Annotated in this window: 22 protein-coding genes and 1 pseudogene; 13 read left to right on the top strand and 10 right to left on the bottom strand. The window is 67.7% G+C overall.

Annotation, left to right across the window (positions count from 1 at the left end; all coding sequences use genetic code 11):
- Nucleotides 1–24 precede the first annotated feature (24 nt).
- Entirely contained in the window at nucleotides 25–843 is an 819-nt protein-coding gene (locus tag ACZ7M7_RS18810) for a DUF6745 domain-containing protein (RefSeq protein WP_472118115.1), read from the top strand.
- An 88-nt stretch (nucleotides 844–931) separates the two neighbouring features.
- Nucleotides 932–3,019, top strand: a complete 2,088-nt coding sequence (locus ACZ7M7_RS18805; protein WP_472118112.1) for an ATP-binding protein — start codon at nucleotides 932–934, stop codon at nucleotides 3,017–3,019.
- On the opposite strand, the gene ACZ7M7_RS18800 is transcribed toward ACZ7M7_RS18805, so the two are convergent.
- Nucleotides 2,984–4,210 (bottom strand): ROK family protein, encoded by a 1,227-nt coding sequence (locus tag ACZ7M7_RS18800; protein ID WP_472118109.1) that lies wholly within the window; start codon nucleotides 4,208–4,210, stop codon nucleotides 2,984–2,986. The two genes, ACZ7M7_RS18805 and ACZ7M7_RS18800, sit on opposite strands and share 36 nt — an antisense overlap.
- A gap of 274 nt (nucleotides 4,211–4,484) precedes the next feature.
- Here ACZ7M7_RS18800 and ACZ7M7_RS18795 point away from each other — a divergent pair, with 274 nt between their 5' ends.
- On the top strand, nucleotides 4,485–4,985 hold the full coding sequence (locus ACZ7M7_RS18795; RefSeq protein WP_472118105.1) for a CAP domain-containing protein: 501 nt from the start codon (nucleotides 4,485–4,487) through the stop codon (nucleotides 4,983–4,985).
- Nucleotides 4,986–5,600: 615 nt separating this feature from the next.
- Here ACZ7M7_RS18795 and ACZ7M7_RS18790 read toward each other — a convergent pair.
- The 3 genes from ACZ7M7_RS18790 to ACZ7M7_RS18780 form a co-directional block, all read right to left on the bottom strand.
- A complete protein-coding gene (locus ACZ7M7_RS18790; protein ID WP_472118102.1) occupies nucleotides 5,601–6,323 on the bottom strand; it encodes a chitinase in 723 nt (240 codons plus the stop codon).
- Between the two features lie 29 nt (nucleotides 6,324–6,352).
- Nucleotides 6,353–6,763: a cysteine/serine endopeptidase inhibitor gene (locus ACZ7M7_RS18785; RefSeq protein ID WP_472118099.1), complete on the bottom strand. Its 411-nt coding sequence runs from the start codon at nucleotides 6,761–6,763 to the stop codon at nucleotides 6,353–6,355.
- Nucleotides 6,764–6,913: 150 nt separating this feature from the next.
- A complete protein-coding gene (locus ACZ7M7_RS18780; protein WP_472118096.1) occupies nucleotides 6,914–8,113 on the bottom strand; it encodes a beta-1,3-glucanase family protein in 1,200 nt (399 codons plus the stop codon).
- Nucleotides 8,114–8,507: 394 nt separating this feature from the next.
- Between ACZ7M7_RS18780 and ACZ7M7_RS18775 the strand changes: the two genes are divergently transcribed.
- Nucleotides 8,508–9,752, top strand: coding sequence for an ROK family protein (locus tag ACZ7M7_RS18775; protein WP_472118093.1), 1,245 nt, complete (start codon nucleotides 8,508–8,510; stop codon nucleotides 9,750–9,752).
- A 24-nt stretch (nucleotides 9,753–9,776) separates the two neighbouring features.
- Here ACZ7M7_RS18775 and ACZ7M7_RS18770 read toward each other — a convergent pair whose 3' ends face one another.
- The gene (locus tag ACZ7M7_RS18770; protein WP_472118090.1) at nucleotides 9,777–11,282 is read right to left on the bottom strand and encodes a sulfatase family protein; all 1,506 of its coding nucleotides are present in this window, start codon (nucleotides 11,280–11,282) and stop codon (nucleotides 9,777–9,779) included.
- A gap of 180 nt (nucleotides 11,283–11,462) precedes the next feature.
- Between ACZ7M7_RS18770 and ACZ7M7_RS18765 the strand changes: the two genes are divergently transcribed.
- The 3 genes from ACZ7M7_RS18765 to ACZ7M7_RS18755 all read left to right on the top strand — a co-directional run bounded on the left by ACZ7M7_RS18765 (nucleotide 11,463) and on the right by ACZ7M7_RS18755 (nucleotide 14,592).
- Entirely contained in the window at nucleotides 11,463–12,311 is an 849-nt protein-coding gene (locus ACZ7M7_RS18765; RefSeq protein WP_472118087.1) for a helix-turn-helix domain-containing protein, read from the top strand.
- Between the two features lie 116 nt (nucleotides 12,312–12,427).
- Nucleotides 12,428–13,129 carry a response regulator transcription factor gene (locus ACZ7M7_RS18760; RefSeq protein ID WP_362379460.1) on the top strand — a complete coding sequence of 234 codons (702 nt, stop codon included), beginning with the start codon at nucleotides 12,428–12,430 and terminating at the stop codon, nucleotides 13,127–13,129.
- Nucleotides 13,126–14,592, top strand: a complete 1,467-nt coding sequence (locus tag ACZ7M7_RS18755) for a sensor histidine kinase (RefSeq protein WP_472118084.1) — start codon at nucleotides 13,126–13,128, stop codon at nucleotides 14,590–14,592. The genes ACZ7M7_RS18760 and ACZ7M7_RS18755 overlap by 4 nt, the downstream gene beginning before the upstream one ends.
- Before the next feature lie 384 nt (nucleotides 14,593–14,976).
- Here ACZ7M7_RS18755 and ACZ7M7_RS18750 read toward each other — a convergent pair whose 3' ends face one another.
- Nucleotides 14,977–15,969 carry a helicase associated domain-containing protein gene (locus ACZ7M7_RS18750; protein ID WP_472118081.1) on the bottom strand — a complete coding sequence of 331 codons (993 nt, stop codon included), beginning with the start codon at nucleotides 15,967–15,969 and terminating at the stop codon, nucleotides 14,977–14,979.
- Between the two features lie 178 nt (nucleotides 15,970–16,147).
- Between ACZ7M7_RS18750 and ACZ7M7_RS18745 the strand changes: the two genes are divergently transcribed.
- The 4 genes and pseudogenes from ACZ7M7_RS18745 to ACZ7M7_RS18730 all read left to right on the top strand — a co-directional run.
- Nucleotides 16,148–16,894 (top strand): alpha/beta fold hydrolase, encoded by a 747-nt coding sequence (locus tag ACZ7M7_RS18745; protein ID WP_472118078.1) that lies wholly within the window; start codon nucleotides 16,148–16,150, stop codon nucleotides 16,892–16,894.
- 88 nt (nucleotides 16,895–16,982) lie between these two features.
- Nucleotides 16,983–18,395: an NAD(P)/FAD-dependent oxidoreductase gene (locus tag ACZ7M7_RS18740; RefSeq protein ID WP_472118075.1), complete on the top strand. Its 1,413-nt coding sequence runs from the start codon at nucleotides 16,983–16,985 to the stop codon at nucleotides 18,393–18,395.
- A 585-nt stretch (nucleotides 18,396–18,980) separates the two neighbouring features.
- Complete coding sequence (locus ACZ7M7_RS18735; protein ID WP_472119245.1) at nucleotides 18,981–19,097, top strand: hypothetical protein; 117 nt, start codon at nucleotides 18,981–18,983, stop codon at nucleotides 19,095–19,097.
- Between the two features lie 486 nt (nucleotides 19,098–19,583).
- Nucleotides 19,584–20,216, top strand: a pseudogene (locus tag ACZ7M7_RS18730) (trimeric intracellular cation channel family protein); the annotation flags it as partial.
- Between the two features lie 391 nt (nucleotides 20,217–20,607).
- Here the strand turns inward: ACZ7M7_RS18730 and ACZ7M7_RS18725 are convergent.
- From ACZ7M7_RS18725 to ACZ7M7_RS18710, 4 genes are read right to left on the bottom strand one after another with little or no spacing between them, the layout of a single operon-like run.
- The gene (locus ACZ7M7_RS18725; RefSeq protein WP_472118072.1) at nucleotides 20,608–21,582 is read right to left on the bottom strand and encodes a transposase; all 975 of its coding nucleotides are present in this window, start codon (nucleotides 21,580–21,582) and stop codon (nucleotides 20,608–20,610) included.
- Nucleotides 21,521–22,264: a transposase gene (locus ACZ7M7_RS18720; RefSeq protein ID WP_472118069.1), complete on the bottom strand. Its 744-nt coding sequence runs from the start codon at nucleotides 22,262–22,264 to the stop codon at nucleotides 21,521–21,523. The genes ACZ7M7_RS18725 and ACZ7M7_RS18720 overlap by 62 nt, the downstream gene beginning before the upstream one ends.
- A gap of 58 nt (nucleotides 22,265–22,322) precedes the next feature.
- Nucleotides 22,323–23,009 (bottom strand): SDR family oxidoreductase, encoded by a 687-nt coding sequence (locus ACZ7M7_RS18715; RefSeq protein ID WP_472118066.1) that lies wholly within the window; start codon nucleotides 23,007–23,009, stop codon nucleotides 22,323–22,325.
- A complete protein-coding gene (locus ACZ7M7_RS18710; protein ID WP_472118062.1) occupies nucleotides 23,006–23,659 on the bottom strand; it encodes a hemerythrin domain-containing protein in 654 nt (217 codons plus the stop codon). The genes ACZ7M7_RS18715 and ACZ7M7_RS18710 overlap by 4 nt, the downstream gene beginning before the upstream one ends.
- Before the next feature lie 109 nt (nucleotides 23,660–23,768).
- Between ACZ7M7_RS18710 and ACZ7M7_RS18705 the strand changes: the two genes are divergently transcribed.
- Both ACZ7M7_RS18705 and ACZ7M7_RS18700 read left to right on the top strand, forming a co-directional pair.
- The gene (locus ACZ7M7_RS18705) at nucleotides 23,769–24,410 is read left to right on the top strand and encodes a TetR/AcrR family transcriptional regulator (protein WP_472118059.1); all 642 of its coding nucleotides are present in this window, start codon (nucleotides 23,769–23,771) and stop codon (nucleotides 24,408–24,410) included.
- A 574-nt stretch (nucleotides 24,411–24,984) separates the two neighbouring features.
- On the top strand, nucleotides 24,985–25,748 hold a 764-nt coding region (locus ACZ7M7_RS18700; RefSeq protein ID WP_472118055.1), incomplete at its 3' end, for an IS256 family transposase.

Here is a 25,748-nt window from a genome sequence, read left to right as displayed (position 1 = left end):
GACCGGGATGAGGCCGAGGCAGGGGTGGCCGCCGCCTATCGCGTGGCCGGCCTGGAGCCCCCGGCGACGTTCGTCTGGCTGGATTCGCCTCTGGCGGGAGCCGTCGGTGCTTGGGTTGTGGCGGACGCGAAGGACGAGGTCAGGGATCAGGTGGGGGCCGATCTCTGGGACGCGGTCGAGACGCAGGTCCGGGGTCAGGTCGGGGGCCGCGCCGGACATCAGGCGGGTGATCAGGTCCGCGCCCGGGTTCGGAGTGAGGTCTTTGCCGAAATCGGTGCGCAGGTCCGGGCCCGGGTGGACGACCACGTGTGGGCCCGGATCTGGGAAGGCATGAGGGGTTCGGACCTCAAGCAGGCCACGTCGGTACGCAATCTGCTCCGGATCGAGGTCGGGGAACGGCTCCGCGACCGGGTCTGGGTCGGCGTACGGGACCGTGTCGAGCCCCCACTGCGGGCCCGGGTGACGGACGACGCCTGGGCCCAGGCCGGGGATCGGGTCGGGGACGTGATCCTCCGCGGCTGCGCTGGGGCTCGGGCCCTCAAGTCCGTGCCCGGCCAGCATGACGCCGAACAGCTTGGCTTCTACGACTACTTCCGAGGCCCCTGCCCCCTCGCCGAGGCGGAGCGGCTGGCCGGGCTCATGCGCGTCGCGCGTTCCGCCGGGCGGTGGTGGCCTTTCGAGAACGTTGCCGTCCTCACAGAGCGTCCCACGGTGCTGCACCACGACGAACGGAGCCAGCCGCACAGCGAGACCGGCCACGCCATCGTCTATCCCGATGGGTTCGCCGTCCGGGCACGGCACGGAGCGCGGCTCTGCCACGGCTCGAGCGGCGACTCTTCCTGATCGTCACAGGATTTCCACAAGGTCGGTCCCTACGGTGCGGGCGCGTTGTCGACACCCCCTTCAGAAGTCATGTGGAAGGACCGATGTGATGTCCGATCTTGTTCTGCCGCGCCATGTACGGCTGGCGGAGCGTCTGGCCGAGAGCCGGGCGTCCATGTTCGTCGGACGCGCGGAGCCTCTGGCGGTTTTCCGATCCGCTGTCGCCGCAGCCGGTCCGGAGGACGAGCGCTTGGCCGTGCTCTATGTGTACGGTCCCGGCGGCACAGGCAAGTCCACGCTCCTTCATCGGTTCGCCGACGAGGCGCGGGCTGCGGGCCGCCGCGTCCTGAGGGTGAACGCGCGGGAGCTGGAGCCGTCAGCTTCGGCCTTCGAGGCTTGCGCCGTGGGCGTCCTGGAGCTTCCGGCCGCAGTGCTGATCGTGGACAACTTTGAGCATTGCCAGGGGCTGGAGCCCTGGCTCGCGTACGAGTTCCTGCCGCGTCTTCCGGTGGGCGCTCTCGTCGTGCTGGCGAGCCGGAACGAGCCGTGCACTCATTGGCGGGGGGACCTGGGCTGGTCCGCCGCTCTCCATGTGGCCCGCCTGTCGGACCTGGACGACGCCGAGGCCCGTGAGTTGTTACGCACCATGCGAGTACGCGCCTCCCTGCACGATGCGTTGATCGAATCCACGCACGGGCATCCTCTCGCCCTGCGCCTCGCTGCGGAGATCGCACGGCGCGGCGACGCCGAGACAGTGACGTGGGAGTCGAACGGCTCCGTCCTGCGGCAGCTCGTCGAATGCCTCGTCGGTGACGCTCCGTCGCCGTCGCACCAGCACGCGCTCGAAGTGTGTGCACACGGCCTGGCCACGACGGAGAGCCTGCTGCGCAGCACGCTCGGTGAGGAGGCCCCCGCCCTGTTCGCGTGGTTGAGGCGTCAGCCCTATGTGGAGTGTGGCCAGCGCGGCCTGGCTCCGCACGACCTGGTCCGTGAGATCCTCGACGCCGATCTGCGCTGGCGTGATCCGGCCGGGTACCAGCGGATGCACGAGCGGATGAGCCGGCATCTCCTGGACGAGGCACGTGCGGCCACCGGTCCCGAAGTGCTTCCGGCGGTCCAGGCCTACACGTATCTGCACCGGCACAACGGCTTCGTCTCACGCTTCCTGAGCTGGGACATCGACAGCGGGATCTACGAGGACTGCTACCGGCCCTCCGACCGCATGGACGTGCTGCGGCTCATCGAGTCGGGCGAGGGCCCCGGCTCTGCCCGTATCGCCGCGTCATGGCTGGACACGCAGCCGCAGGCCTTCCGCGTGTACCGCCTGGCAGACTCCGTCACGCCCGTCGCCGTGATGGCCTGGCTACGGCTGACGCCGGACCTGTCAGAAGCCGTTCTGCGGGATCCGGTCACTGCAGCCGCGTGGGAACACGTCCGGTCGCGGCGGCCGCTGCGGGATGGCGAGCACTTCGCCGTCGGCCGGTTCCTGGTGGCCTCGGACTCCTACCAGCTTCCGTCCACGAGCATGGACCTGATGATCCACCGGTGCCTGGCGGAATTCCTCCACTCCGAGCACCTGGCCTGGTCCTTTCTCGTGCTGGCGAGCGACCCTTTCTGGGCCGACTTCATGGAGTACATGGATCAGCGCGTGCTGTCCGGCGAAGTAGCGGTGGGCGCCCGGAACTTCACGCTGTACGCGCATGACTGGAGGGTGGTGACCCGCGAGCGGTGGATGGAGATCGGCGCCTCCCTCGAACTGCTCGGCCCCGGAGCCAAGCCGAAACCGTACGCTCATGACGCCGCCGAGGACATGACCGTCCTGAGCCGTGCGGAGTTCGACAAGGCGGTCCTCGACGCTCTGGGCTCCTGGCACCGGCGCGACGGCCTCGCCGCAAGCCCCCTCACACGGACCAGGATGGTGGCCGACCGGGGACACGACGAACCAGGGGCTGCGCTGAGGGACCTGCTCGGCGAAGCTGTCGCGGTGCTGCGTGCGGACCCGCGGGCGGAGAAGTACCACCGCGCGCTGGACGTGCGTTTCCTGCGGGGCGCGCCGACACGGGAAGCGGCTGCCGAGCGGCTGGGGATGTCCGTCAGCACGTATCAGCGTCACCTCAAGCGTGGCCTCCAGCGGGTGCTCGATCATCTATGGGATCGCGAACTACGTGGGCGGGAACGCGAGCGGCCCGTCGCCTGACACGGTGCCGGTCCGCAGCGCGGTGGCCGTCCTCCGTCTCACCGGCTCCTCCTGCCGATCAGCGCGGTCGGCTCCCATCGGTGTGTCGGCTCTTGGGGGGGCGGTGCCAGGACGCAGCCATGCGACGGCGCCCAGAGCGGCGCTCACCTCGCCGAACTCCGCCAGGCGCAGGCTCACCTGTGCCCGTGCACCCGGCATGATGCCGAGGTCCAGGGCCCGCCTGATCGGCGCAAGCAAGGGCGGGCCCACCGCGGCGAGTTCACCGCCGATCACGATCACACGGGGATCGACGGTGTTGGACACAGCGGCGAGCACCCTGCCGATCCTCGTCCCCACCCCCGCCAGTACGGCACGTGCCCTGCGATCGCCCGCGTCGAGGGCGGCCACCAGGTCCGGCAGGTCCCGTGCGGCACCGCCTGCGGCCCGATACGCCTCGACCACTGCCCCGACAGAAGCCACCGTCTGGAGGCATCCCACACCGCCGCAGCAACACGCCGCCCCTCCCGGATCCACCGTGATGTGCCCAAATTCTCCGGACACTCCGTGGGCGCTGCGATGCAGTGTGCCGTCGACGACGAGCCCACCGCCGACCCCGTCGGAGAGGTGCAGGTACGCGACGTCGCGTTCGCCGCGGGCCGCACCCCACCGCGACTCGGCCAAGGCCGCGAGCCGGGCATTGCTGTCCCACCGCACAGGAGCCTCGAAGCGCTGCCCGACCAGTTCGGTGACCATGCCGTGGCCATCCACGCCGGGGAGCCCGGCAGCCGTCGCGGCCATGGGCGCGCTCACCCCGACACCGACCGGGCTGAGCGCGCCCAGCCGAGGTGGCCCGCCCGTGAGCCGCCCCACCAGGCGGTACGCCCTTTCGACGCGCTCCTGCCACGACGCTTCCGGCGCGTGCCGCTCGTCGCTCGTCCCGATGACACCATGGGTGATGGTCGCGGCCGCCACCCGCACCGCCTGCCGGGCGAAGTCGATGCCGATCACCTGCCCGGCCGCCGGATTCAACGCCAGCTTCTCCACCGGACGGCCACGCCCGCGCCCGGCGACTTCGGGCACCGACGCCGTGACCGTTCCGCCGTCCACCAGGGCAACCACGATGTCGAACAGCGTGGTCCGGGACAGTCCGCTGAGGGCGACCAGTTCGCCCCGGGACAGCGACCCGTGCCGGCGTAGCAGCCGCAGAACCATTTCCTCGTGTTGATGGCGAACTCGCAGCACTGGATCTTCCTGTCGGGTGCAACAACCGCGATCTGGACCGGATTTGCCTTTTGGGCGGCGCCCCATTCGTACAGGGCTGGCGGGGTCACCATCGAGACCAGAACCGGGTCAATTCCGGGTCAGCAACAGCGGTCGCCCGCACCGCAATTTCCGTGCCATGGCGGGCTGTGTCGGCGGATAGGTTCGCAGCTCCTCCGCAGGAAAGGCCGAAATTCCTGCGCACTTCCCGAACGGAGAAAGCGCCTTGCCCGTTTCCCGATACCTTGCGACGATCCTGGTCGGCACGATCGCTTCCACTGCGCCGCTGACCACGTCCGCATCGGCCGCACCGGCTACCGGGGCAGCTGCCGCGTCTATGCAGAAGGCCGTGGTCCAGTTGACCAACGCTGCTCGCAGGAAGGCCGGTTGCCCGGCCCTGAGGATCAAGCCCGCCCTGCACAAGGCCGCGCAGCGTCACTCGGCGGACATGGCGAAGCACAACTACGTCGGGCACATCGGCTCCCACGGCAGCACCATCGTCGACCGCGTCGAAGCGTCCGGGTACACCGGCTGGAGCGCGCTGGCGGAGAATGTCGCCGCAGTGCACGTCACCGCTGCCGACGTGGTCAAGTCGTGGATGAATTCACCGGGTCACCGTGCGAACATCCTCAACTGCTCGCTCGAGCACATAGGCGTCGGCTATGTGAAGCAGGCGGGCAGCGCTCATGGCACCTACTGGACTCAGAATTTTGGAGCGAAGTTCTGATTCCGTCCCGGAACGCGCAAGGGCCGAACGCGGCGCCTGCGCGGCATACCTGAGACGCCCGGCGCCCGGCACGGCCACGATGATCGTGGCCGTGCCGGGCGTTGGCCGTTGCATGGCGAAGCCGCCCCGCGCGGAGCAGAGTTCGCGGGTCGGCTGCTCTCGGGCCGGCATGGTCAGGCCCTTGGTGACGGTCGCTGACAGGAGAACGTGGCGCCGGCAGCGTTCTGGAAGAACACCTTGCCCGACGTCCTGCGGATCAGTCCGCCGCCGCGCCAGGGCTTGCGCGTGGAGGCGCGGGCGGAGGCCTGCTCCTCCTCGGGGGCGTCGACTTCCGCCGATGCCGGGGCGGGGAGCGGCGGGACGGTCAGCGCCGGGCCGTCGTCGGCTGTGGGCGAAGGGATGGCGCCGGCGTTGGCTGAGGCTGGTGCCGTGTGCGAGGCCGAGAGTCGAGCCCAGGGAGGCGAGCGCGGCGGCGCTCACGAGCACGGCGGTGCCTTTCAAATGATCCTCTCCGAAGTTGGGAAGGCAGGCAGTTGACGGAAAGAAGCCCGGCGGCCCGTAGCCTGGTTCGGGCGGAAGGCCGCCGGACTTCCCGTCATCGCTTGCGCAGAGGGGTCAGCAGCTGAGGTGCTTGCCCGGGCTGACGCCGAGGATGTCGGCGAACTTCTTGTACGTCTTCACGCGGCTCTGCACCTGCGCCGGGTTGCCGCCGTTGCACTCGATGGCCCCGTTGATGCTGCGGATCGTCTGGCCGAAGCCGTGGCCGTCGACCATCGCCTTGTGCGGAGTCATGGAGCCCGCGCCGGACTGGGTCATCCAGAACCACAGCGCGGTCTTCCAGGCCACGACGGGCTTCTTCTGCACGAGCCCCGGCTTGTGCAGCAGGTCGATGCCGAGCGCGTCACCGGCGGCCTTGTAGTTGAAGTTCCAGCTGAGCTGGATCGGGCCACGACCGTGGTACGCGGCCTGGCCGGCCGGGCAGCCGTATGGCTGGGTGGTGTCGCAGTACGACGGCCAGTTGGCCTTGTTCTGCTCGACGATGTAGACGAGTCCGCCGGTCTCGTGGCTGACGTTGGCGAGGAAGGCGGCTGCCTCACGCTTCTTGGTCCTGGCGTTGCCCTTGTCCGCGAAGGCGGGGAACTTCTTCATCGCCTTGACCAGGGCGTCATAGCTGTAGAAGCGCTTGTGGTTCGGGAACATCCTGTTGTACTCGGCGTTGCTGACGACGAAGTCGCCGCTCGCCGCCGGTGCGGCGGACGCCGTTGAGGTCAGGCCGATCCCGGTCGCGGCCAGCAGCACGGCGGTCAGGAGGGCGTAGAGGTTGCGGAGCTTGGGCACGGTGGGAACTCCTTGGTGGGAGGTACGGGTCATCGGACGAACTTCCACTTGACCTTGTGCAGCACGCCCTTGTCCGGATCGGCCAGCTTTTCGAAGGCTGGCTTGCTGAGGTCGATGTGCTTGGGCCCGCATCCCATGCACTTGTCCACGACGGGGACGGTGATCGTCTTGCCCCGGAAGGTCAGGCGGACCTTGGCATTGCAGAGCGGGTCGTTGTTCGGGTTGTCCGCCTTCCAGTACTTCGGCGAGACGGCCACGAGCATCTGCGACGAGGCGTCGATGGGGTCTCCGCAGGCCCCGAATCCGACGTTGTCGTAGAAGGTTGCCTTACCGTGCTTGACCTTGCCGAAGGGCACGGCGGAAGCGGGGGCGGCATTGGCTATGCCGAGGACGGCAGCGGCCAGGCTCAAGGAAAGGACCGCACGCGTGCGGCGCTTCATCTGCATTACAGACAGACCTTTCTCGGGTCAGGAATGGGTTGGGAATCAGGGGGACGGGTGGGCGCCTGACTGGATTTCGGCGCCCGTAGTCGACCGAAGCAACTGAGTGACTGCCAGAAAGGAGCCGTCAGCGCGTTCTTCTCGGCCGTGTCAGAAGGGGGTCAGCGTCAGGTGCATGTGCTGGGGCCTGGTGTCCTGGATGTAGGAGGCCCAGTCGGCCACGTCGTCGAAGGCGAAGCCGTATGCCTTGCCGTTGGTGGTCGCGGCGTGGATGACCCTGGCGTAGTGGTTCGTGACGGCGGTGTCGTAGAAGTCGGCCGCACGGGTGGTGGGCTGCTTGCGGTGGCTGACGAGCGTGGAGCGGTTGAAGCCGGCGCCCAGGACCGCGGCGACGGGTCCGGTGACCCCGTCGTTGGGAGCGGCGAGCGCACCGTCGCAGAACAGCACGTCACGGGTGGAGGGCTTGGCGAAGGAGACCGATGCCGGGCCGGTGAAGGTGAGCCTGTGGTCCCGCACCCGGCCGGTGAAGGTGCCGGCGTCGGTCCTGACGACGAGGCGCTTGTCGCGGTAGGTGTTCCAGACCCGGTCGATGTAGGGGTCGAAGTAGTGCTGCGGGAAGCGGCCGTTGTCCAGGCCGTGGCTGGGCGCGATGACGCGCCGCTCGCCCACGACGAGACGGGAGAAGTCGGGGTTGTCCCGCAGGGTGCGGAAGACCCGGTCGCGACCGCCGTCGCGGAGCCTGCCTGTGCTGTGGTCCCTGGCGCCGTTCAGCCGGATCATCATCGGCACGCTGAACATGTCGACCATGGTGGTGTTGCAGAACATGCCGGACTCGTTGTGCGTGAACTCCACGAAGTCATGCAGCACGGGGTAGTTGGGGTCGGACGCGACCCAGCCCGCGGGATGCTGCAGGGCGACGTTGCCGTCCGCGCCCCGGACGGCCTTGAACTTCAGCTTGTGGCCCAGCGCCACATAGATGCGGCCGGACATGTACGGCAGTCGGAGCTCGGTGCTGCCCCGGGCGGCCAGCGGGATGGCGTAGTCCGTGAAGCCGTTGTCGCGGTTGTCGGAGAGCTTGACGCGCTCCACGGTGCCGCGCCGTGTCACCCTGACCTGCCGGTCTCCCTTGGTGCCCACGATGTACAGATGGACGGAGCGGTTGGCGAACTCACCGCTGTGGTTGACGACGGTCAGCGGCAGCCTGCGAGCCGCCGCGGCGGCCGGCTCGTCGTCCGCGGCGAGGGCGCGTGGGGTGGCGGAGACGATCGCTGATCCGGTCACGGCGGCGCCGGCCATCGCGGTGAGCATTCTCCGGCGGGTGAGCACATAGGGGTTGGGCGAGGTGATCATACAGGGTTCCTCTCTCCTTGCGCCGGGCGGGACGGAAAGCGGGTGGGGAAGGCCCACCTACGGCGCCTGACCGGACTCGGCAGGAAACGGGGCCGTTACGGCACGTCGGTGACGTCCTGCGTGTGGCGCAGGAGGGCTCTCAAGCCGGTTGCTGCCGACGGGAGAAGACGCTACGCAGCGTGAATTTTTCCGCCAAGAAGTGACAGAAATGAGATGTCGACTATCGGTGAGGCCCGCGTCACTTCGGGCCGAGACGGCCGTCGAAGGTCCTACGGCGGCTCACAGAGTTCTCACAAGAACGCTCTCTACCTTCCTCACGCCACGCGCGCGAAGGACTCGCCGTTCCGGCGCAGTCCTGATCGAAGAGAGGAATGCGCCTTCCGCCATGCAGAAAATGACGACACGACACGGAGCTCTGGTCCTGCACCTGTTACGCAAGCACGGTCCGCTGACTCGGGGCCGGTTGGGGGCCCTGAGCGGTCTGTCCCGGACCACGCTCTATGACGTCGTCGCCATGCTCCTGGACGAGGGCGCCGTCCTCGCCTCGGTACCACAGGCGACCCTGCGCAAGCGGGGTCGCCCGGCGGAGGTCCTGGCCCTGAACCCCGAGGCCGGCCATGTGCTGGGCATCGAATTCGCGCGTGATGCGGTGCGGGTGGCCGCGATGGACGCGTCGCACGAGATCGTCGGCACGGCGCACGAGCCGCACAGTGCCGACGTGGCGTGGCCGGTCCGGGTCGATCTGGCGTGGCGGCTGGCGGACGCCCTGACCGGCGGGACGCTGCGATCGGGTGGCGTCAACGGCATCGGCGTGGGGATGGCCGGACCGCCGGAACGCAGCTCGCTCCTGACCCTCCGGCACGGTGGCGTGGCAGAGCTGGTTCGCGAACGCTTCGGAACCCCGGCTCCGGTCGATCACGCCGCACGGCTCGCAGCCCTGGCGGAGACCGTCTGGGGTGCGGCCATGGGGGCGCAGGACGTGCTGTACCTGCGGCTGTCGCACGACGTCGGCGGCGGTCTCGTGGTGGCCGGCCGGCTGCACCGGGGTGCTCACGGGATCGCCGGGCAGTTCGGCCACATCACCGTGGATCCGGACGGTGCGCGCTGCGAGTGCGGCAAGAGGGGGTGTCTGGAGACGGTGGCCTCGGTCGGTGCCGTGCTGAACGCCTGTCGCAGCGTGGGCGGCCCTGCCATGGATCTACCAGAGCTGGAGGCCGCGTTGGGCTCGGGCGACCGCACGGCACATTCGGTCGTAGCGCGAGCCGGCGCCCAGGTCGGCCGGGTGCTGGCCGATATGTGCCATGCCGTCGGACCCGATGTGATCGTCGTGGGCGGCGAACTGGTCGCTGCCTGTCCGGCGGTCATGGAGTCGATCGCACACGAGCTGGCCTCCCATGCCGTACGAGGTCCGGATCCGCACCCTGAGGTGCGTTCGTCCCGACTGGGCTCCTTCGCAGCCGCGCTCGGCGCCGTCGCCCTGCACCGACAGCGGACCTCGCCGACATCGCTCCGTCACTCGGTCGAGGTGGGCATCGGGGCCCAGGCACGAGCTGACCGGGCGCTCGGTGAACCACTGCGCTTCGCGCCGGAACGGACCGAGGCCCGGGCCGAGGGGGACAGCCCGGGCATCGGAGTCTAATTTCGCCGGCATGGATCGGAGGGCTTACGGGTGTCCGGCACTCCAGCAGCCGTCGCCGTCGCACTGCTTCAGGCGGGTCAACGCATCGTGGAGTTCCGCACGCCGGGCTCCGCTCAACTGACGTACGACGTTGCGCAATTGATAAGGGTCGGTTCGGAGGTCGTAGTACTCCATCGCTCCGCTGCCGTACTCGACGTAGGTGTACGCGTTGGTGCGCAGGGCGTGATAGTCGGGCGGGCTGATGCTCTCCCCGCCGTTGTTGTCGGGGTCTGTCGGCGACCTCTTGGCGTGGCGGTGCTCGATGAGGTTGGCCTTGCGCCAGTTGGGGTCCGATCCGCCGTCCAGCAGCGGAAGCAGGCTGTGCCCGTCCACCCGGGACGACACCGGGGCGCCACCGATGCGCTGGAAGGTGGGTGCGAGGTCGATGTTCGACACCTGGGCGTCACTCGTCCGCCCGGCCGCGACCCCGGGGCCGGCGATCACCAGCGGTACGCGGACGTCGGTGTCGAACGCGGTCTGCTTACCCGCCTTGAGCCTGTACTCGCCGAGGTGGAAGCCGTTGTCGGAGCTGAAGACGAAGTAGGTGTTGTCGGCTTCGCCGGCCCGGGCCACAGTGGCGCGGAGTTTGCCGATCATCCGGTCGATCGACTGGAGCGACTGCGCACGCTTGCGGAACTTCTCATCGATCTTGTTCTTCTCGTGTGGGCTCAGCCGGTCCTGGCGGGCCAGCCATCGCGGCGCGTCGGTCGGCAGGGTGTCGAACGCGGGGCTGCGCGGCGCTGTCAGTCCGGGGAAGGCGTCCTCGTCCCGGGGCGCGGGCGTGGACGGACCGTGCGGCGTGAAGAGTGCGACCTCCAGCAGGAAAGGCTTGTTCGCCGCCGCGGACTTCTTGACGAAGGCGTTGCCCTTCTTGCTGACCACGTCGGTCAGGTAGTCCTTGGGCCTGTCGCCGTACGACTGGACACTGTGGTTGTGGGCGAGGTCGTACTCGTAGCCCTTGTAGCCGCCGCCGACGACATCCCACTGGCTCCAGCCCGGTGGCACGTACGGCCGTTGACCGTCGACGGTGTCCCCGGGGCTGTAGCCGTTGAGGTACTTGCCCATCATCGCGGTCCGGTAGCCCTTGGCCTTCAGGGCCGTGGCGAAGGTGTCCCGCTCCTGTCCCCCGTCGTGGAAGGCGTTGAAGCCGCCGTTCGGTCCTTCGTTGCTGAGGACTCCGGTGTTGTGCGGGTACCGGCCGGTGAAGATGGACGAACGGGACGGGCAGCAGAGCGAGTTGCTGACCACGTAGTCGCTGAACGTCGTGCCCTGGGACTGGAGCTTGCGGACCTCCGGCATGTACTGGAGGAGGTTCGAGGACATGTCGTCGGTGAGGACGAAGACGATATTCGGCCGTTCCGCCGCGACAGTGGCCTGGCCGGCGCCGGCGGGGGAGGCTCCGGATGCCGCCCCGCTCACCCCGCTCTGGATCGCGAGTGCCAACGGCACCACGCCGGCTATCAATGGGAGAAGTTGACGAGTGCGAATCATGCCCGGCAGCGTGTCATCGCGAATCGGAGCCGGTCAATATCAAATAGCCGAGTTCGAATTTTTCCGGCGTCAAGGAGAATTAATCCGGCATCGATCGCTTTACGACCACCTAGAACTGCCCGCATTCTTTGCCTAGTACCTGCGCTGTGCCAGGACAATCGGGAGAGGGGGCACTGGAGCTTGGAGGCGATCAGCGGGGCGGGCGGCGGAACGTGGCACGCCCTTCAGGTGCGAAGGGTGGCGCTACGGAAATGCGTCCGCACCCTCTATATTCCGTCGTCGTCGGGAATCACGCTCTATGCTCAGCTGAGCGGACTGGTGGAACTCTACGGGACCCGTGAACGGCCTTCCCAAGGAGAGGCGTTCCGACTGCCGGACGACGTGTGCGTCATCCCTCCGGGGCCGAGCCGGACCCTGCTCGTGGCAGCGAAAGGAGACGTCCCTGCGACGGTCGCCTCCCTCACCGTCCCGCAGGAGACGCTGCACCGGTTCGTCGACGAGGAGGACCTACGGTCCCGTATCACGCTGCTGCGAGACATGTTTCCGGCCGTGCGATTCGACCCGGTCCTGGCGTTGACCGTAAGAGCGTTGGTGATCGCGAGCGAGGCAGGCGCGGACGAACTGTACGCGCAGTCGGCGACGCAGTTCATCGCCGCCCACCTCCTGGCCGCGCACACGGACGGTGCCGTGCGGCCGGCCGGTGCGCTGAGTTCGGTCCAACTGGAGACGGTCCTCTCCTACATGCGAGAAAATCTCGGGCGACCGGTCTCACTGGACGATCTGGCTTCCCGAGTCTCTTTCAGCCGATTTCATTTCGTACGCTGCTTCAAAGCCGCCACCGGATCCACCCCGTATCGATATCTCACCGAGCTCCGGATCGACATGTCACGCAAGTACCTGGAGAGCGGGAACGACACGATCACCCGCATAGGCCAGCGCTGCGGATTCTCCGGACCGGAACACTTCTCCCGCAGCTTCCGCCGCGTCATGGGCTGTACGCCGTCGCAGTATCGGGCGATGCGAACATGACGCAGCAAGGATGACGTACTGCAAATGTCTGACCGCGGCGAGGCCCGCAGTGGAGACGCCGGCCGCTCCGATGCTTTGATCGGTGTCCTACGGACAGCCGCGGAACCGAGGTGTGCATGGCAGGCAGAGCTGGGCGGGTGCTGGTGGTCGACGACGACGCGGCCATACGCCGGTCGCTGGAACGGGGACTACGGCTCAGCGGCTTCTCGGTCGCCCTGGCCGGCGGTGGTCACGCCGCTCTGGCCGGCGCGCGTGCCGAACGCCCCGACATCATCGTCCTCGACATCTCCATGCCGGACCTCAGCGGCATCGACGTATGCCGGAGCCTGCGCGGCGACGGCGACGACGTACCCGTGCTGATGCTCTCCGCACTGGACGAGGTCGACGACAGGGTCGCCGGGCTGCAGGCGGGCGGGGACGACTACCTTGTCAAGCCGTTTGCCCTCCAGGAGTTGGTCCTGCGGCTGCACGCCTTGCTACGGCGGCGCCCGCCCGCCGCCACGGACCGGGTCCGGGTCGCGGGCCTGGTCCTTGAACCGGCCGCGCACGAGGCGTCTTTGGACGGTCGGCCGCTGAAGCTGACGAGGCGTGAGTTCGCGGTCCTCGAGGTCCTGGCCCGCAACGCCGGGGTCGTGCTCACCCGCGAGCTGCTGCTCGATCGCGTGTGGGGCTACGACTTCGAGGTACGCAGCGACGCCGTGGACACCTTCGTCAGCTATCTCCGACGCAAGCTGGAGGCAGGCGGCCGGCCCCGGATCCTGCACACCGTTCGCGGTGTCGGCTTCGTACTGCGGCCGGGCGTCGAGGGCGCGCCATGAGACTGTCCACCCGTGTCGCCCTCGCCGTCGGCGCGAGCGTGCCCCTGCTGGTCCTGGCGTCCGGTTGGCTGCTGCTGCACCTCGTCAGCAATGACCTCCGGGCCCACCGGGACGCCCAGCTGCGTGCCCGCGCGACGGTGGTGGCCAAGAACGCCAAGGCGTACCTGGATGTCGTCGGCACCGACCACCCGATCATGGAAGAGGCCCGGCACCGACGCCTGGTCAACTCCGCACGCGACGTGGGCGTATGGCTGACCGTCCCACAGGGCAGGGTCTCGGCCGGCCCGCAGCCCGACCCGCCCCCCGATCTGCCTTCCGCCGCCCCCGACCCCGTCACCGTGACCTCCGGCGACAAGGACTGGCTCGTACTGTCGCTGCGCATCGGCACCGCGAAACAGGGCGGCACACCGAATCTGTGGCTGTTCTCGCCCGACACCGCCGACGACGAGCTGACTCTGGTGCGGCAGCGAGTGATGACCGGGGCTCTGCTGGCCGCGCCACTGGCCGGAGCAGCCGCCTGGGCGATCGCGGCCCGAGCCGTCCGTCCGCTACGGCGACTCCAGCGCCGTACCAGCGGGCTGGACCCCAGGACCAGCGCGGCGCGACTGGACCACACCCCGACGCGTATCACCGAGGTCGACGACTTGGCGCAGACCCTTCAGACGGTGCTGAACCGCTACGACGAACAGGTGGCCCGCACCGGGGAGGCGCTGGCCACCGCCCGCGCGTTTGCAGCGACCGCGTCCCATGAACTGCGCACTCCGCTGATGAGTATGCGCACCAACCTCGACATCCTGACCGACCACCCCGACCTGGACTCTGCCGACCGTGCGGAGGTCTTGGACGACCTGGGGCGTGAGCAGGCTCGTCTGCTCGGTTTGCTGGTCATGTTGAGGGCACTCGCGCAGGGCGATCTGGTCGAGGCGGAAGCGTTCGCGACGCTGAACCTCGCGGAGCTGGTGGACGCGTCGGTGGCCGACCTGCGGCGCACGGACCCTGACGCGAGCGTCTCCGTGCACACCGCCGCGGAGCTCTGGGTGCACGGCTGGGAGCAGGGGCTGCGCTCGGCGGTGGACAACCTGCTGACCAACGCGTCGACACACGGCCGCGCCGAGGACGGAGTCGCCCGCATCGAGGTCACCCTGCGCCTGTCACGCGACCCGCGTGATCAGACCGTGGTGCTCAGCGTGGACGACCACGGTCCCGGCATCATCACCGAACGCCGCGAGGAGGTCTTCCAGCGCTTCCGCCGGGGCCCGTCCAGCCCCGGTTCCGGCCTTGGCCTGACGCTGGTCGCCCAGCAGGTGGCCCTGCACAGAGGCCGGATCGCGGTACTGGACCGCCCCGACGGGCGGCCCGGCACCAGATTCGAACTGCGCCTGCCGGCCACCGGTGTCCGGGACGCGCAGACCACTCTGTCCTTGCTGCCACGGGACTGGCTGACCGGGGCGACCGGTCAATGAAGCCCCGCCTCTGCACTCGCTCGAAGCGCGCGAAGCCAGAGTGAGGCTGGAGGATTGCTGACTTGTCGGCCTTACTGGGGGCACAGGTCTGCCGCTTGCACCTGCTCCAGAGCTGCAGGCCTGTCTCCGGCCCTTCATCCGGTGTCTGTGTTCCTGGCTCTGGCGGTGATCCGCGTCGTCCTATCCACCAGGCTCGGGCGACGAGTTGTAGATGATCGTGAACCTCCGCAGTACCTCGCCGGAGAGCCGTAGTACGTCACCTCGGACACGCTGCTGTGCCTGGGCTTGGCCGTGATGCCGTACGTACGGTGGAACTCCTTTGCGCTCAAGTCCTGGCTGCTGCCCACGAGCCCGGGCGGTTTGGCAGTGGAGGGTATGCAGCTCTCATCGAGGTACCGGCCGGCAGGGCTGCAGCGGCGAACGATCAGACCCTCTTGGGCGGCTCCACGAAGCCAGACCTCCGAGCTGTCCGCATCGGCTTTCAGCATCCGCGAGGTCAGCACTACAAGGTTGAGACCGTCGGCACCGTCGCCGGCAACGACGAGGATGTCTCCTCGCCCTCGAAGATCCAACCGGCTCGGTTCGATGCCGCTGCCAGTCGGCCGGCAAGGCGGGGTTCCAGTCCGGGTCGATTGCCCGCAGCGCCGATTCCCACCAGGGGTGGCCCTCCAGTGCGCCGGCCCGGCGCTGGTTGAACAGCCATGGCCCGACCGGCCGGTCCAACGCGGTCGCCCCACGAGGAGCGCACAGTGTCCAGTGGTCGTCGTAGTACGTGTGGGCGGCTTCGAGGTTCTCCTGGAAGCGTTCGTCCGCGACGGACCAGACCATGCCGAGCTTCTCCAGCCGGCGGGCACGCGCGCCGGTCATCTGGCCGGCCTCATGCGCCCGCCGCTGTTCGGCGATCCACTGCCCGAGCGGGTACGCGCCTTCCATGTGGCCGATCGGGACCCGGGCGTGGCCCTCTCGTTCCGTGAACCGCTTCAGTGCTGCCCAGCCGCGGGCCCAGTCCTGCCGCTCGGTGTCGATGACGTTGAAGGACACCCAGTCCGCGACCAGCTTCGGGTCGGGCGGGGCCGCGAAGCGGAGCAGCAGGCGGCGCTTCTCCTCGCCGTTCTCCGGAGTGGTGCCGATGGACTGGGATGGCTGTGCCTGGTCCTTCTGCGGTTCCTGGGGTTTGGCGAGGAGCTCGACGGTTTGTTCGTTGTGGCCCGCAGGCCCTGGAGGACCTTGACCAGAGGCCGGCGCGAGGCGGAGGTGAACATGTCCTGGGCCGTTCCTGAGACGACAGGCCTGGGACAGGGAAGCGCGATTTATTCCGGGAGTCGGCAGCTTTATTCCGGCCCTGATGGTCTTGTGACATCTCCTTGCGGAGGCCACTGTCGGAGGGCCAAAGAGGTCGTCTCTCCAGCAGGCAGCTGAGTGCACGCCCCTGGAGCGAACAGTCCGTGGGGAGCCCACATAGCAGAGGAGTTGAGGTCATGGAGCACCCCATGAGCTGCGCACACGAGCCTCAAGAGAGCCACATAGTGAAGCTGACCATTCATATTTCGGGAAAATGATGACCGCTGTTTTCGTTCATGGAGTACCCGAGACCGGGCGCCTTTGGGACCCACTCCGGCGCCACCTCAAAGCTGAATCTATCGCCCTGAACCTGCCAGGTTTTTCGACGCCCCGGCCAGCCGGGTTCGGTGCGACGATGGACGACTACGTCCGCTGGCTGTCGGGCGAGTTGAAGGGAATCTCAGGACCTGTCGACCTGGTGGGGCACGACTGGGGCGCACTTTTTGTGGCACGCGTCGCCATGCTGGACTTCCTGCCGCTGCGAAGCTGGGCGATGGATGTCGCGTCCATCCTTCACCCCGACTATGTCTGGCACGGTCCGGCCCAACGATGGCAGACCTCGGGGACAGGAGAACAGTGGGCGCAGACCATGCGGAGGAATACAACCGTCGCCACTGCCGCGCTTACGGCCGCAGGTGTTCCCGCCGAGGATGCCTCGGACATGGGTGCACAATTCGACGCCACTATGGCTGGCTGCATCCTGGACCTTTACCGCTCCGCGACGCCCAACCCATACGCTCATTGGGGCGCAGACCTGACTCGGACAGCAGCCCCTGGCCTAGTGGTCCAGCCCCTGAGCGACCCCTACGACGACCAGGTCAACTCCCAGAAGGTTGCCGAGTGTCTCGGAGCGCATGTGGAAAGCCTGCCGGGCCAAAGTCACTGGTGGATGCTGAGCGCTCCCGAGGAGGGTGCCGCTGCCCTGCTGCGGTTCTGGAAGACGGTGGGCATGGACTCGTGAGTACGGCTCGGCGCCCAGTAGCGCCGAACCAGCTCTGGCGTGGTGTTACCGCCGAACTTGATCGGACACAGAAGGGATAAACGCAGCCGTGTCGGACGCATTGATCCTGGGCAGCGGCCCGGCAGGGTTGATGACTGCAATCTTGTTAGCGGCAGAAGGCAGGCAGGTCACCCTCGTCGACCGCGATCCACCACCCCCCAAGGGCGGGGGAGACGACCTGTATGCCGGTTGGAAGCGCCCCGGCGTGCGTCAGTTTTCACAGGCGCACCTCCTATTGCCAGGAGGATTCCGCCTACTGGCCAAGGAGTCTCCCGAGTCGGTGGACCGTATGCTCGACCTGGGCGCCGTCAGCCACAACATCATCGCAGGAGCATGGCATGTCGGGGCGATAGACGGCCCGCACGAGGATGACGGCCGGTTCGAGACAGTGGCCGTACGGCGTCCTGTACTTGAGGCCTCTTTATTTGCCGCGGCGGAGGGGCACCCCGGCATTACCGTGCGACGTGGCCTCCAGGTCAACCGGCTGAGTACGGAGGAGCCCCGCGCAGGCCAATGCTGGCGCGTCACAGGGGTAACCTGTGAGGGGGGCGAGGAGATCAACGCCGAGTTGGTCATTGACGCCTCAGGCCGGGGTGCGAGCGGGGCAGCAATGCTCAGGGATGTGGGACTCGCACCGCACGAGCAGCGGGCGGAGGCGGGTTTCCGCTACTACACGCGGTTCTTCCGTTCCGAAGACCTAGCCTCCCGAATGCCGCCATGGGCGGGGTTTCAGCACGACAGCGTCAGCATCCTTGTCCTGCCCGGTGACTCCGGAACCTGGTCGGTGACTTTCGTGACGTCCGACCGCGATCAGGAGCTCCGGGGTCTGAGCAACCGCGATGCCTGGCACCGAGCGATACAGCTCTACCCAACCGAAGCACATTGGGCTGAAGGGAAGCCCGTCACGGGTGTGATCGCCACCGGTGGTCTACGCAGCGCGCACCGTCGCCTCGTCGTAGCTGGAGCGCCTGTGGTCACCGGGATCGTGGCAGTGGGAGACGCATGGGCCTCGACCAACCCGTTCTTCGGCGCTGGCATGACCACGGCGTTCCGGCACGCTGCACTGCTCCGGGACACGATGCGCCTTGTCGACACGAAGGACGCCATGGCATTTTCAATGACGTTCGCCGCCGCGACAGAGCGTCACCTGCTGCCACTCTGGCGTGGTTTTGACGACTGGGACCGGCACCGCCTGGCCGAGGTGGATCACGAGATGATGGGCCAGCGCTACACGACGGACGATCCGTTCTGGCAGAAGCGCGTAGGACTCGAAGGGGCACGCGCGAAGGACCCCGATGTCCTGCGTGCCGTCGCAGACGTGACCGGCCTCCTCGCGGGCCCGGAGGTGTTGGCAAGGCCCGGTCTCAAAGAGCGGATAGCCGAATTGAGCGCCGGGGCTTCTCGTTATCACTATCCCGGCCCCGTGCGCCGCGAGTTGCTTGCCGCAGTCACCGCCGAATGACCCAGGTGGGTACTGCTGCAGGGGGACGCCGCGCACGTGCCGGCGTCCCCCGCGGCTGAGGTTGGCCGACTGCGTCCGGCACCCGCCCACGAGCACCTGCCGCCGCTATGAACCGCTCCTAGGCCACGCGGCTCCCTTGATCAACTCGCCAGCGCGATAGGTTCCGGAAGGACGCCGTCGCGCGCTACCACGTGGCGGATGGAAAGCGTACGCCCCGCGACCCGGCCCTGGTCCCGCGGACGTGGGTTCGCACGGGACGACTCACAGGCCGCGCCCTGACGCCGTGACGCGGGCGGGAGTGAGGGGGGAGGAGCTGGCCCGGTTGCGGGCGGAGAGCGCCCCGCTGCTGAGGCTGAGCGGGAGTGGCAGCTGGAGCGCGAGATCCTGCGCCGGGCGGCGGCCTATTTCTCCTGCGAAGTGAAGTGAGCACCCGCCGCTGGGACTTCATCTCCGACCACTGCGTCGACTTCGGCGTGCAGCTATGCCGGGTGCTCGGAGCGTCCCGCGCCGGCTACCACCGGCACCTGGCCACCGAGCAGGCTCGCGCCGAGCGCCGGGCTGAGGAGAAGCGGACCGTGAGCGAGAATCCGCGCCATTCACGCCGAGCACCAGGGTGCCTACGGCTGCCCGCGCGTCCATGCCGAGCTGCAAGATGATTTAATCCGAATCCGAAGGCCTTGCGATTGCTTCGCGGCTAAGTAGGCTGGAGATTAACGAAAACTCACGGATCCCACGAATGACGCAAGGTGACAAAGTGATCACGCGCGAAAGATGCCAGCATTGCGTGAAAGTTCCGTCATTCTAGTATGGGGGATTTCTGGCGCTCGCGTTGTTAAATGGAATGGCATATGTTGAATCTTCGGCCGGGGATCGTCGGTTGATCCCGTCCGGGGACGAAGAGGCAGTGGCTTGAGTGCTGTTGGTCATGCCGCAAATCACTGTCGTGGCGACCTCCGACGGCACACGGAAGTTGAGAGCAATGTGGCAGCTTCTCGCGCTCACTTGCTGATCCCAGGATGTGGCGACGGATGTAATCGGCTTGTCGCCCAATTCCCTCGACGGATGGCTTGGCGCAGGCAGCATTGCAGCCGGTTGGTGGCCGCCAGGTTATGGAAACCGTCGTCCAGGTCCTTCGGCTAAGACCTTCAACGGTTCGCACGCTTACCAGTCTTCAGGGAGACCTGGCCTATGCCGATCGAGGAACTGAGCGGTGCTGTCCAGTACGTGATGGATCTAATAGGTATCTTCGCCTTCGCTCTCTCAGGGGCGTTCCTCGCGGTACGCAAGGACTTCGATATCTTCGGGACGGTCATCCTCAGTGAGGCGGCGGGCCTTGGCGGCGGTCTTTTCCGTGACCTGGTGCTCGGGATCACCCCGGTCGCTTTCACCGACCTCGGCTACTTTTTCACGCCCTGCGTCGCTGCGCTGATCGTTTACTTTGGCTACCGGCTCCGCCACGACGAAAGAGTGTACGAGGGCAAGCCATTCGAAATCTCCGACGCGGCGGCGCTGGGACTCTTCAGCGTCACCGGCACGATCAAGGCGCTCTCCCACGGCCTCAACAGTCCCGCCGCCGTCACGCTCGGCAGTGCCAGCGCCGTCGGTGGCGGCGTCCTCGCTCATCTCCTCGCACTCGAACAGCCGGCGCTGCTCCGCTGGAACCGTGATGTGTACGCACTGCCCGCGTTCGTCGGCGCGACCTCGGTCGCATTGCTGTACAACTCGGCGCTGCTGAACATAGGTACCGCCATTGGTGCCTCAATGTTCGCCTTCGGGCTGCGGCTCCTCGCGCTGCGCTACAGCTGGCGAACCCCGCGTTCGCAGTTCTGGCGCAATCCGTTCGCAGGCATGCGGCAACAGCCGCCGCCGGCGAATCCGGCCCCGGACCTGGCGCCGTCCATGCGAGCCGACATGGCCACATTGCCCTCCGTCAATGATGGCAGGAGCACGCCACCCTCCTCGGCAACCGACACAGTCACACTGCGGCGCATCGATATGGGGCCGCTATCCCGACGCGAGGACGGCGTCCAGCCAACGACTCCAACGCCGGGCCCCGGCCGAGACCCGCGGCTCCTTCTCCAATGGCCGGCGCGACGAGACCACGATGGTCAAGACCATGCCTCACCGGGCAGGTAGATCGGGCAGGACACTCCTCGCCCCGTTACCCTGCACCAACTCGTACGCTTTGCTCTGTCGGGGATCTTGGAGGTGCCTAGGTCAGGTGCCCGGGGTTCGCCAGGACCCTCGGTCGGGTTGTCTCGCGCTGGTCGCGGCAGTTCTGGAAGGCAGTCGGCCGGCGGGCCGTGGGTGCTTCATGGGTCGGTGGCAGTGCGCTGAGACGCTCGATGTTGACGGCGATTGCCGTCAGGACCGGCTGGGTGTGGGCCCTTCTCTGGCCTCGGTAGCGGCAGCGTCGCATGCCGTGTCCGTGGGCGAACTCGTTGACGTTTCCCTCCACTCCGGAGCGGACCTCGTAGCGGGTCCTCCGCTCAGGCGTCTGTTGCTCGGCGCGGAGACGGACTTCCAGGTCGCGGAGTTCTAGTAAAGGAAAGTCCACGGTGCGGGTGCTTCGCGGGAGGTGGTGCACTGGGTGCGGGCCGGGCAGGGCCGGCGCTGACTCTTGGCGAACCTGGCCACGATCAGCGGGACTGCGGTGGGCGAGGAGGTCGGGCAGAGCTCGGGTAAGGGCCGTGCCAACTTGGCTGACCTGGCTCTGGAGGCAAGTGACCTGCTGCCGGTCGTGGTCGATGTGGAAGTCGTCCCGGGCGAAGCCCTCGTTCTGGCGTTGTTGGCGGGTGGGGTTGCTTCGCAGTGGCCCGGAGACGGTGACCTGGTGTTCACGGGTGGCTTGTTCCAGGTGGGGCAGGGTGGTGTAGCCAGCGTCGACCAAGTGCTCGGCGGGCAGGAGCCCCCGGCGTGACAGGCGGGTGTGGATGCCGGGGAGGACCTGGCTGTCGTGGGTGGTGGTCGCGGTGGTGGCCACGTCCGTGATCACGTGAGGGCCGTCAGGAGCGCAGGTCGCGAACCCCTTCCAGCTGAGGATGTGTCCGTGCCGTGCGTAGCGTGCCGAGGGGTCGTAGGGCGAGACGATCGCCCAGGACGAGGACGGCAGCCCGGGCCCGCCTTCAGTCTCGGCGGTGCGCCAGCGCAGGTGCCCTGCGGCGTTGCGGTGGTAGTTCTGCACCATGATCTGGCGCAGGGCCTGGATGCGAGGGCCGGACGTGCGGTCTGCCCCGCGCCGGTAGAAGTGCTCCAGGAGCCGGACGGCGTCGTTCCCGTGCCAAGGGTCCTGGTCTTGGGCTTGGTGGGGTTCTTGCCCCGGCGGACCGGTCGGCCGTAGCGGCGCCCCAGTCCGCGTCGACCAGTTCCTCCAGCAGGTCAGATCCCGCCGCGGCCAGGACGTGGGTGGAGTCTGTGCGCTGCGTGGTGCGTTCCCGTACTGGGCCGCCTCCTTGAGGCGGCCCAGTACGACGTCGGGGAGGCGGGTCGGCGCGGTCGCCTTCGGCCAGACCGTCTCGGAAGTCGGCCAGCACGCTGTGGTGGAAGCCGGGGTCGTCCAGCTCCATGGCCATGTCGTACTTGAATTCGATGCGGCAGCGGACCGCCTCGGCGGCCTGCCGGTCCGACAGGCTGAGCAGGAACTGCAGGACACAGAGGGTGGCCAGTTGAGCAGGCGAGAGGCCCGGACGCCCATCACACGGGTACCAGTAGGCGAAGTCCTCGTCGCACCACAGTCCATCCAGCCGGTCGCGCACCCATATCGCCGTCGTGCCACCCGGGTTACTCGCCCGCGCGATCTGCACTGTCAGAGGCGGGACATGCTCATCGGAACGCGGGCGCAGGGACAACGGGCACCTCGACAACTGCATCGCTCATCGGAACTACCCGAGCATGCCCGTTGACCATGCTGCCGAATGGTGTTGTGGGTCAGGTGGCCAGCAGGCCGCCGTCGATGTACAGGTCGTGGGCGTTGATGCCGGTGTTGCGGAGCAGGAAATCCGTGGCGTCGGCGATCTCGGCCATCGTCACCAGTCGTCCGATCGGTGTCTGGGCCGAGTGGGGTGGGTTGGGAACGTCGCGCCATTTGGGGCTGTCGCCGATCAGGCCCGGATGCAGGGCGTTGACGCGGTGCGGAGCTATCTCCACCGCGAGGGTCTTCACCAGGCCGGTGATTCCGGCGTTGAAGGTGGTGACGACGGTCGAGCCTGGATACGGGCGTTCTTTGGCTAGCCCGCCGAAAAGAACGACGGAGGCGCCTGGGCTCAATCGGTCGCGCAGCACACGGACGGTCTCGGCGTAGCCGACGAGCTTCATGGTCACGGCCGTCACGGCATCAGTGATGTTGAACTGCGCCAGCGTGTTCGCGGCCTGCCCGACCGCGGTGATGACAAGATTGTCGACCTCGGTCACGTCGGCCAACGAGGCCCTGATCGTTTCGGGTTGGGCAAGGTCGAGGGCCAGCCCCCGGACGCCGACGCCGATCCCGGCGGCAACGGTCTCGGCCCGTGCCTTGTCCCTGCTGGTGATGATGACGTCGTCACCGCGGTCTGCGAAGTACTGGGCGATCACTCCGCCCAGGCCGCCGCTGCCGCCGACGATGAGTGTGCTGGTCACGCGATGACCGTCCTTGCGTTGTCGGTTGTGTGAAGGCTGTTCAGGGTGGCCTTGGCCTGCTCGCGCATGGCCGGCACGAGGGGAAGAACGGCTTGCGGCAGGTTCGCTGTGACCACCGCGAGCTCGGCGGGAGTGCCCACCTGTTCGAAGAAGCCAAGGTTGAGGTGGGCCCCTACGGGTGGGGCCGAGGCGATCACCGCGCGGGAGAACTCGGCCCAGGCTTCATCTGACATATGCGCTGCCAACGCGGGAAACAGCACCGGTTCCTCGTGCTCAAGGTGCTGGTGCACCAGGTCGCGCACACTGGCTGCCGCGGCGGCCACCGCTGCCCGGTCCGCATCGTCCTGCACGGGAGCGACGGCGAGCGCGTCCAATGCCGCGTCAAGCGCATCGTGTTCTGTGCTGAGTTCGCTCAGCATGGCGCCGGCCACCGGGTCGGCGGCGATCAACTGCGGCCAGAGCACATCGTCTTCGCTCTCGTGGTGATGCCGCAGCGCCGCCACCAGGAAGTCACGCAGTTCGGCCAGTGCGGCCGACGGGGCGTTGTCGCGCTGTGCGGCGTCGGCCAGCAGGGACGTCGCGGCCCGGTGCATCTTGTGCAGTAGCCGCGTCTCGACGATCCCCGCGGACTCCGGCGGATTCGTGCTCACAACAGCCTCCAATTCCAATGGCCTTAATATCCACTTGGATATTAAGGGTACCAGTGGTCAGCGAGGACCCCGGTGGTCGGCACTACAGTGATCAGATGAAGGAGTCGCCATGAACGGTCAGAAAGCGTCCGAGAAGCCACCGGGCACGCGCCGGCGGGACCCGGAGGGGCACCGAGCAGCCATTCTGGAGGCGGCCCGTCACACCTTCGCCGAGCGTGGTTACGCCCGCACGACCCTCCGCGAGATCGCGCGCCGGGCCGGTGTCACCCACGGTCTGATCACGCGTCAGTTCCAGTCCAAAGAGCGGCTCTTCCTCGCGGCTGTGCCCGGTAACAGCGACCTGGAACGGGTAGTTGCCGGAGACCCGGCGACACTGCCCGACCGGATCGCCCACGCCTTCGTCCAGCGGATGGAGACCGACGCCGTCAACGACCCACTCGTCGCCCTGGTGCGCAGTGCCGCGTCCGACGAGCGTGCAGCCGCTCACCTCCTGGTCGCGATGCAGGAGCGCAGTGCCGCTGCGTACCGGTCCGTGCTCGCCCCCAACGCACCGGCAGCGCTCGGCGACGACTTGGACACCCGCGTAGCACTCGTGGGGTCACAAATGATCGGAGTGGTCTTCAGCCGGTACATCGCACGAACCGAGCCACTTGCCTCGATGCCACCCGAGCAGCTCACCGAACACCTCACCCGGATACTGCGGCACATCCTCTTCGATGATGCCCCCACATCTCGGAATCCGCCCCAGTGAGCAGGCGCTTCGTCCACCCGGAGGTCCGCGTCGGGGACTACGAGGACATTGCCCTCTGCAGGCGGGCTGCATCACTTGGAGGAAGAAAACAGTTACGCATACCCGGCCGGGCGGCCGGGACAATCCTTGCGCGACATCACATGCGATCAACGTTCCGTTACCAGAGGCCAGGGGGGCCACTGGGACATCCCAGGCGACCGGGCCCGGGGAAGGCGACCAGCCGGCAACAGGCGCGGTACATCCGTGGCGCTGCCAGCGTCATCGATCACATCGACGAAGGCGACCTATTGAGCGCCCCTGGGCCTTGTGGGCGGTGGAGACGGTGATGTCGGCGGTCGACTCATCGGTGAGTTCATCGACAGCAGCGAGGACCGCGTCGGGTCCGTGAGGGTCGACGAGACCTACGAACGGTTGGAGGGTCGCGTCAGGCCGGGTCGAGAAGGTTGCGTCCAGGGAGATGGTGTATGGGTTCGACCTGATCCGGGGGTTTGCTCCGGCGTTGGGATGATGCCCGCATAGCTGAACGGCCACCGGCTGATCTTCGAGGTGTCGAAGCCCGAAGGAGATCAGCACGATGACCGCACCCGACAGTCTGCCCCTGCACGCCCTCGCCGAGGACAACCTCGCCACGGCGAGTCCCGATCTGCTGCGCGCGATGGTCAAGACGTTCGCCGACGCGCTCATGTCCGCGGAGGCAGACGCCCTTTGCAACGCCGAATACGGGCAGGTCAGCGACGAGAGAGTCAACCACCGCAACGGCTACCGCCCGCGCGAGTGGGACACCCGGGCCGGGACCGTCGAACTCGCCATCCCCAAGCTCAGGTCCGGCAGTTACTTCCCGCACTGGCTCCTGGAACGCCGTCGGCGGGCCGAACAGGCCCTCATCTCGGTGGTCGCCACCGCCTACCTGCTGGGGGTGTCCACCCGTCGCGTCGAGAAGCTCGCCGAGTCGCTGGGCGTCACCCAACTGTCGAAGTCCCAGGTCAGTGCGATGGCCCGGCACCTGGACGAGCAGGTCGCCGCGTTCCGCAACCGTCCCCTGGACCAAGGCCCTTATGCGTTCCTCTGGGTGGACGCGCTCACGCAGAAGGTCCGCGAGGGCGGTCGGATCATCAATGTCCACGCGCTGATCGCGGTCGGCGTCAACGCGGACGGGCACCGCGAGATCCTCGGCATCGACGTGGCCACCGCCGAGGACGGTGCCGGCTGTCTGGCATTCCTGCGGTCGCTGATCGCCCGCGGCCTGTCCGGCGTTCAGCTGGTCATCTCCGACGCGCACGCCGGCCTGGTCGACGCCATCGGCGCCGTTCTGCCCGGCGCGTCCTGGCAGCGCTGTCG

Source organism: Streptomyces sp. NPDC111606 (assembly GCF_055656945.1).
Note: the sequence above shows the minus strand (reverse complement) of the source record. Positions and strands in the feature narration are given on the sequence as shown.

What these genes read in the sequence shown, in the direction of transcription:
- ACZ7M7_RS18775 (WP_472118093.1), top strand. Translation starts at nt 8,508, where the DNA reads ATGACGACACGACACGGAGCTCTGGTCCTGCACCTGTTACGCAAGCAC.
- ACZ7M7_RS18705 (WP_472118059.1), top strand. Translation starts at nt 23,769, where the DNA reads ATGAACGGTCAGAAAGCGTCCGAGAAGCCACCGGGCACGCGCCGGCGG.
- ACZ7M7_RS18800 (WP_472118109.1), bottom strand. Translation starts at nt 4,210, where the DNA reads ATGGTTCTGCGGCTGCTACGCCGGCACGGGTCGCTGTCCCGGGGCGAA.
- ACZ7M7_RS18780 (WP_472118096.1), bottom strand. Translation starts at nt 8,113, where the DNA reads ATGATCACCTCGCCCAACCCCTATGTGCTCACCCGCCGGAGAATGCTC.
- ACZ7M7_RS18760 (WP_362379460.1), top strand. Translation starts at nt 12,428, where the DNA reads ATGGCAGGCAGAGCTGGGCGGGTGCTGGTGGTCGACGACGACGCGGCC.
- ACZ7M7_RS18720 (WP_472118069.1), bottom strand. Translation starts at nt 22,264, where the DNA reads ATGCAGTTGTCGAGGTGCCCGTTGTCCCTGCGCCCGCGTTCCGATGAG.
- ACZ7M7_RS18745 (WP_472118078.1), top strand. Translation starts at nt 16,148, where the DNA reads ATGATGACCGCTGTTTTCGTTCATGGAGTACCCGAGACCGGGCGCCTT.
- ACZ7M7_RS18755 (WP_472118084.1), top strand. Translation starts at nt 13,126, where the DNA reads ATGAGACTGTCCACCCGTGTCGCCCTCGCCGTCGGCGCGAGCGTGCCC.
- ACZ7M7_RS18785 (WP_472118099.1), bottom strand. Translation starts at nt 6,763, where the DNA reads ATGAAGCGCCGCACGCGTGCGGTCCTTTCCTTGAGCCTGGCCGCTGCC.
- ACZ7M7_RS18725 (WP_472118072.1), bottom strand. Translation starts at nt 21,582, where the DNA reads ATGGTGCAGAACTACCACCGCAACGCCGCAGGGCACCTGCGCTGGCGC.
- ACZ7M7_RS18770 (WP_472118090.1), bottom strand. Translation starts at nt 11,282, where the DNA reads ATGATTCGCACTCGTCAACTTCTCCCATTGATAGCCGGCGTGGTGCCG.
- ACZ7M7_RS18805 (WP_472118112.1), top strand. Translation starts at nt 932, where the DNA reads ATGTCCGATCTTGTTCTGCCGCGCCATGTACGGCTGGCGGAGCGTCTG.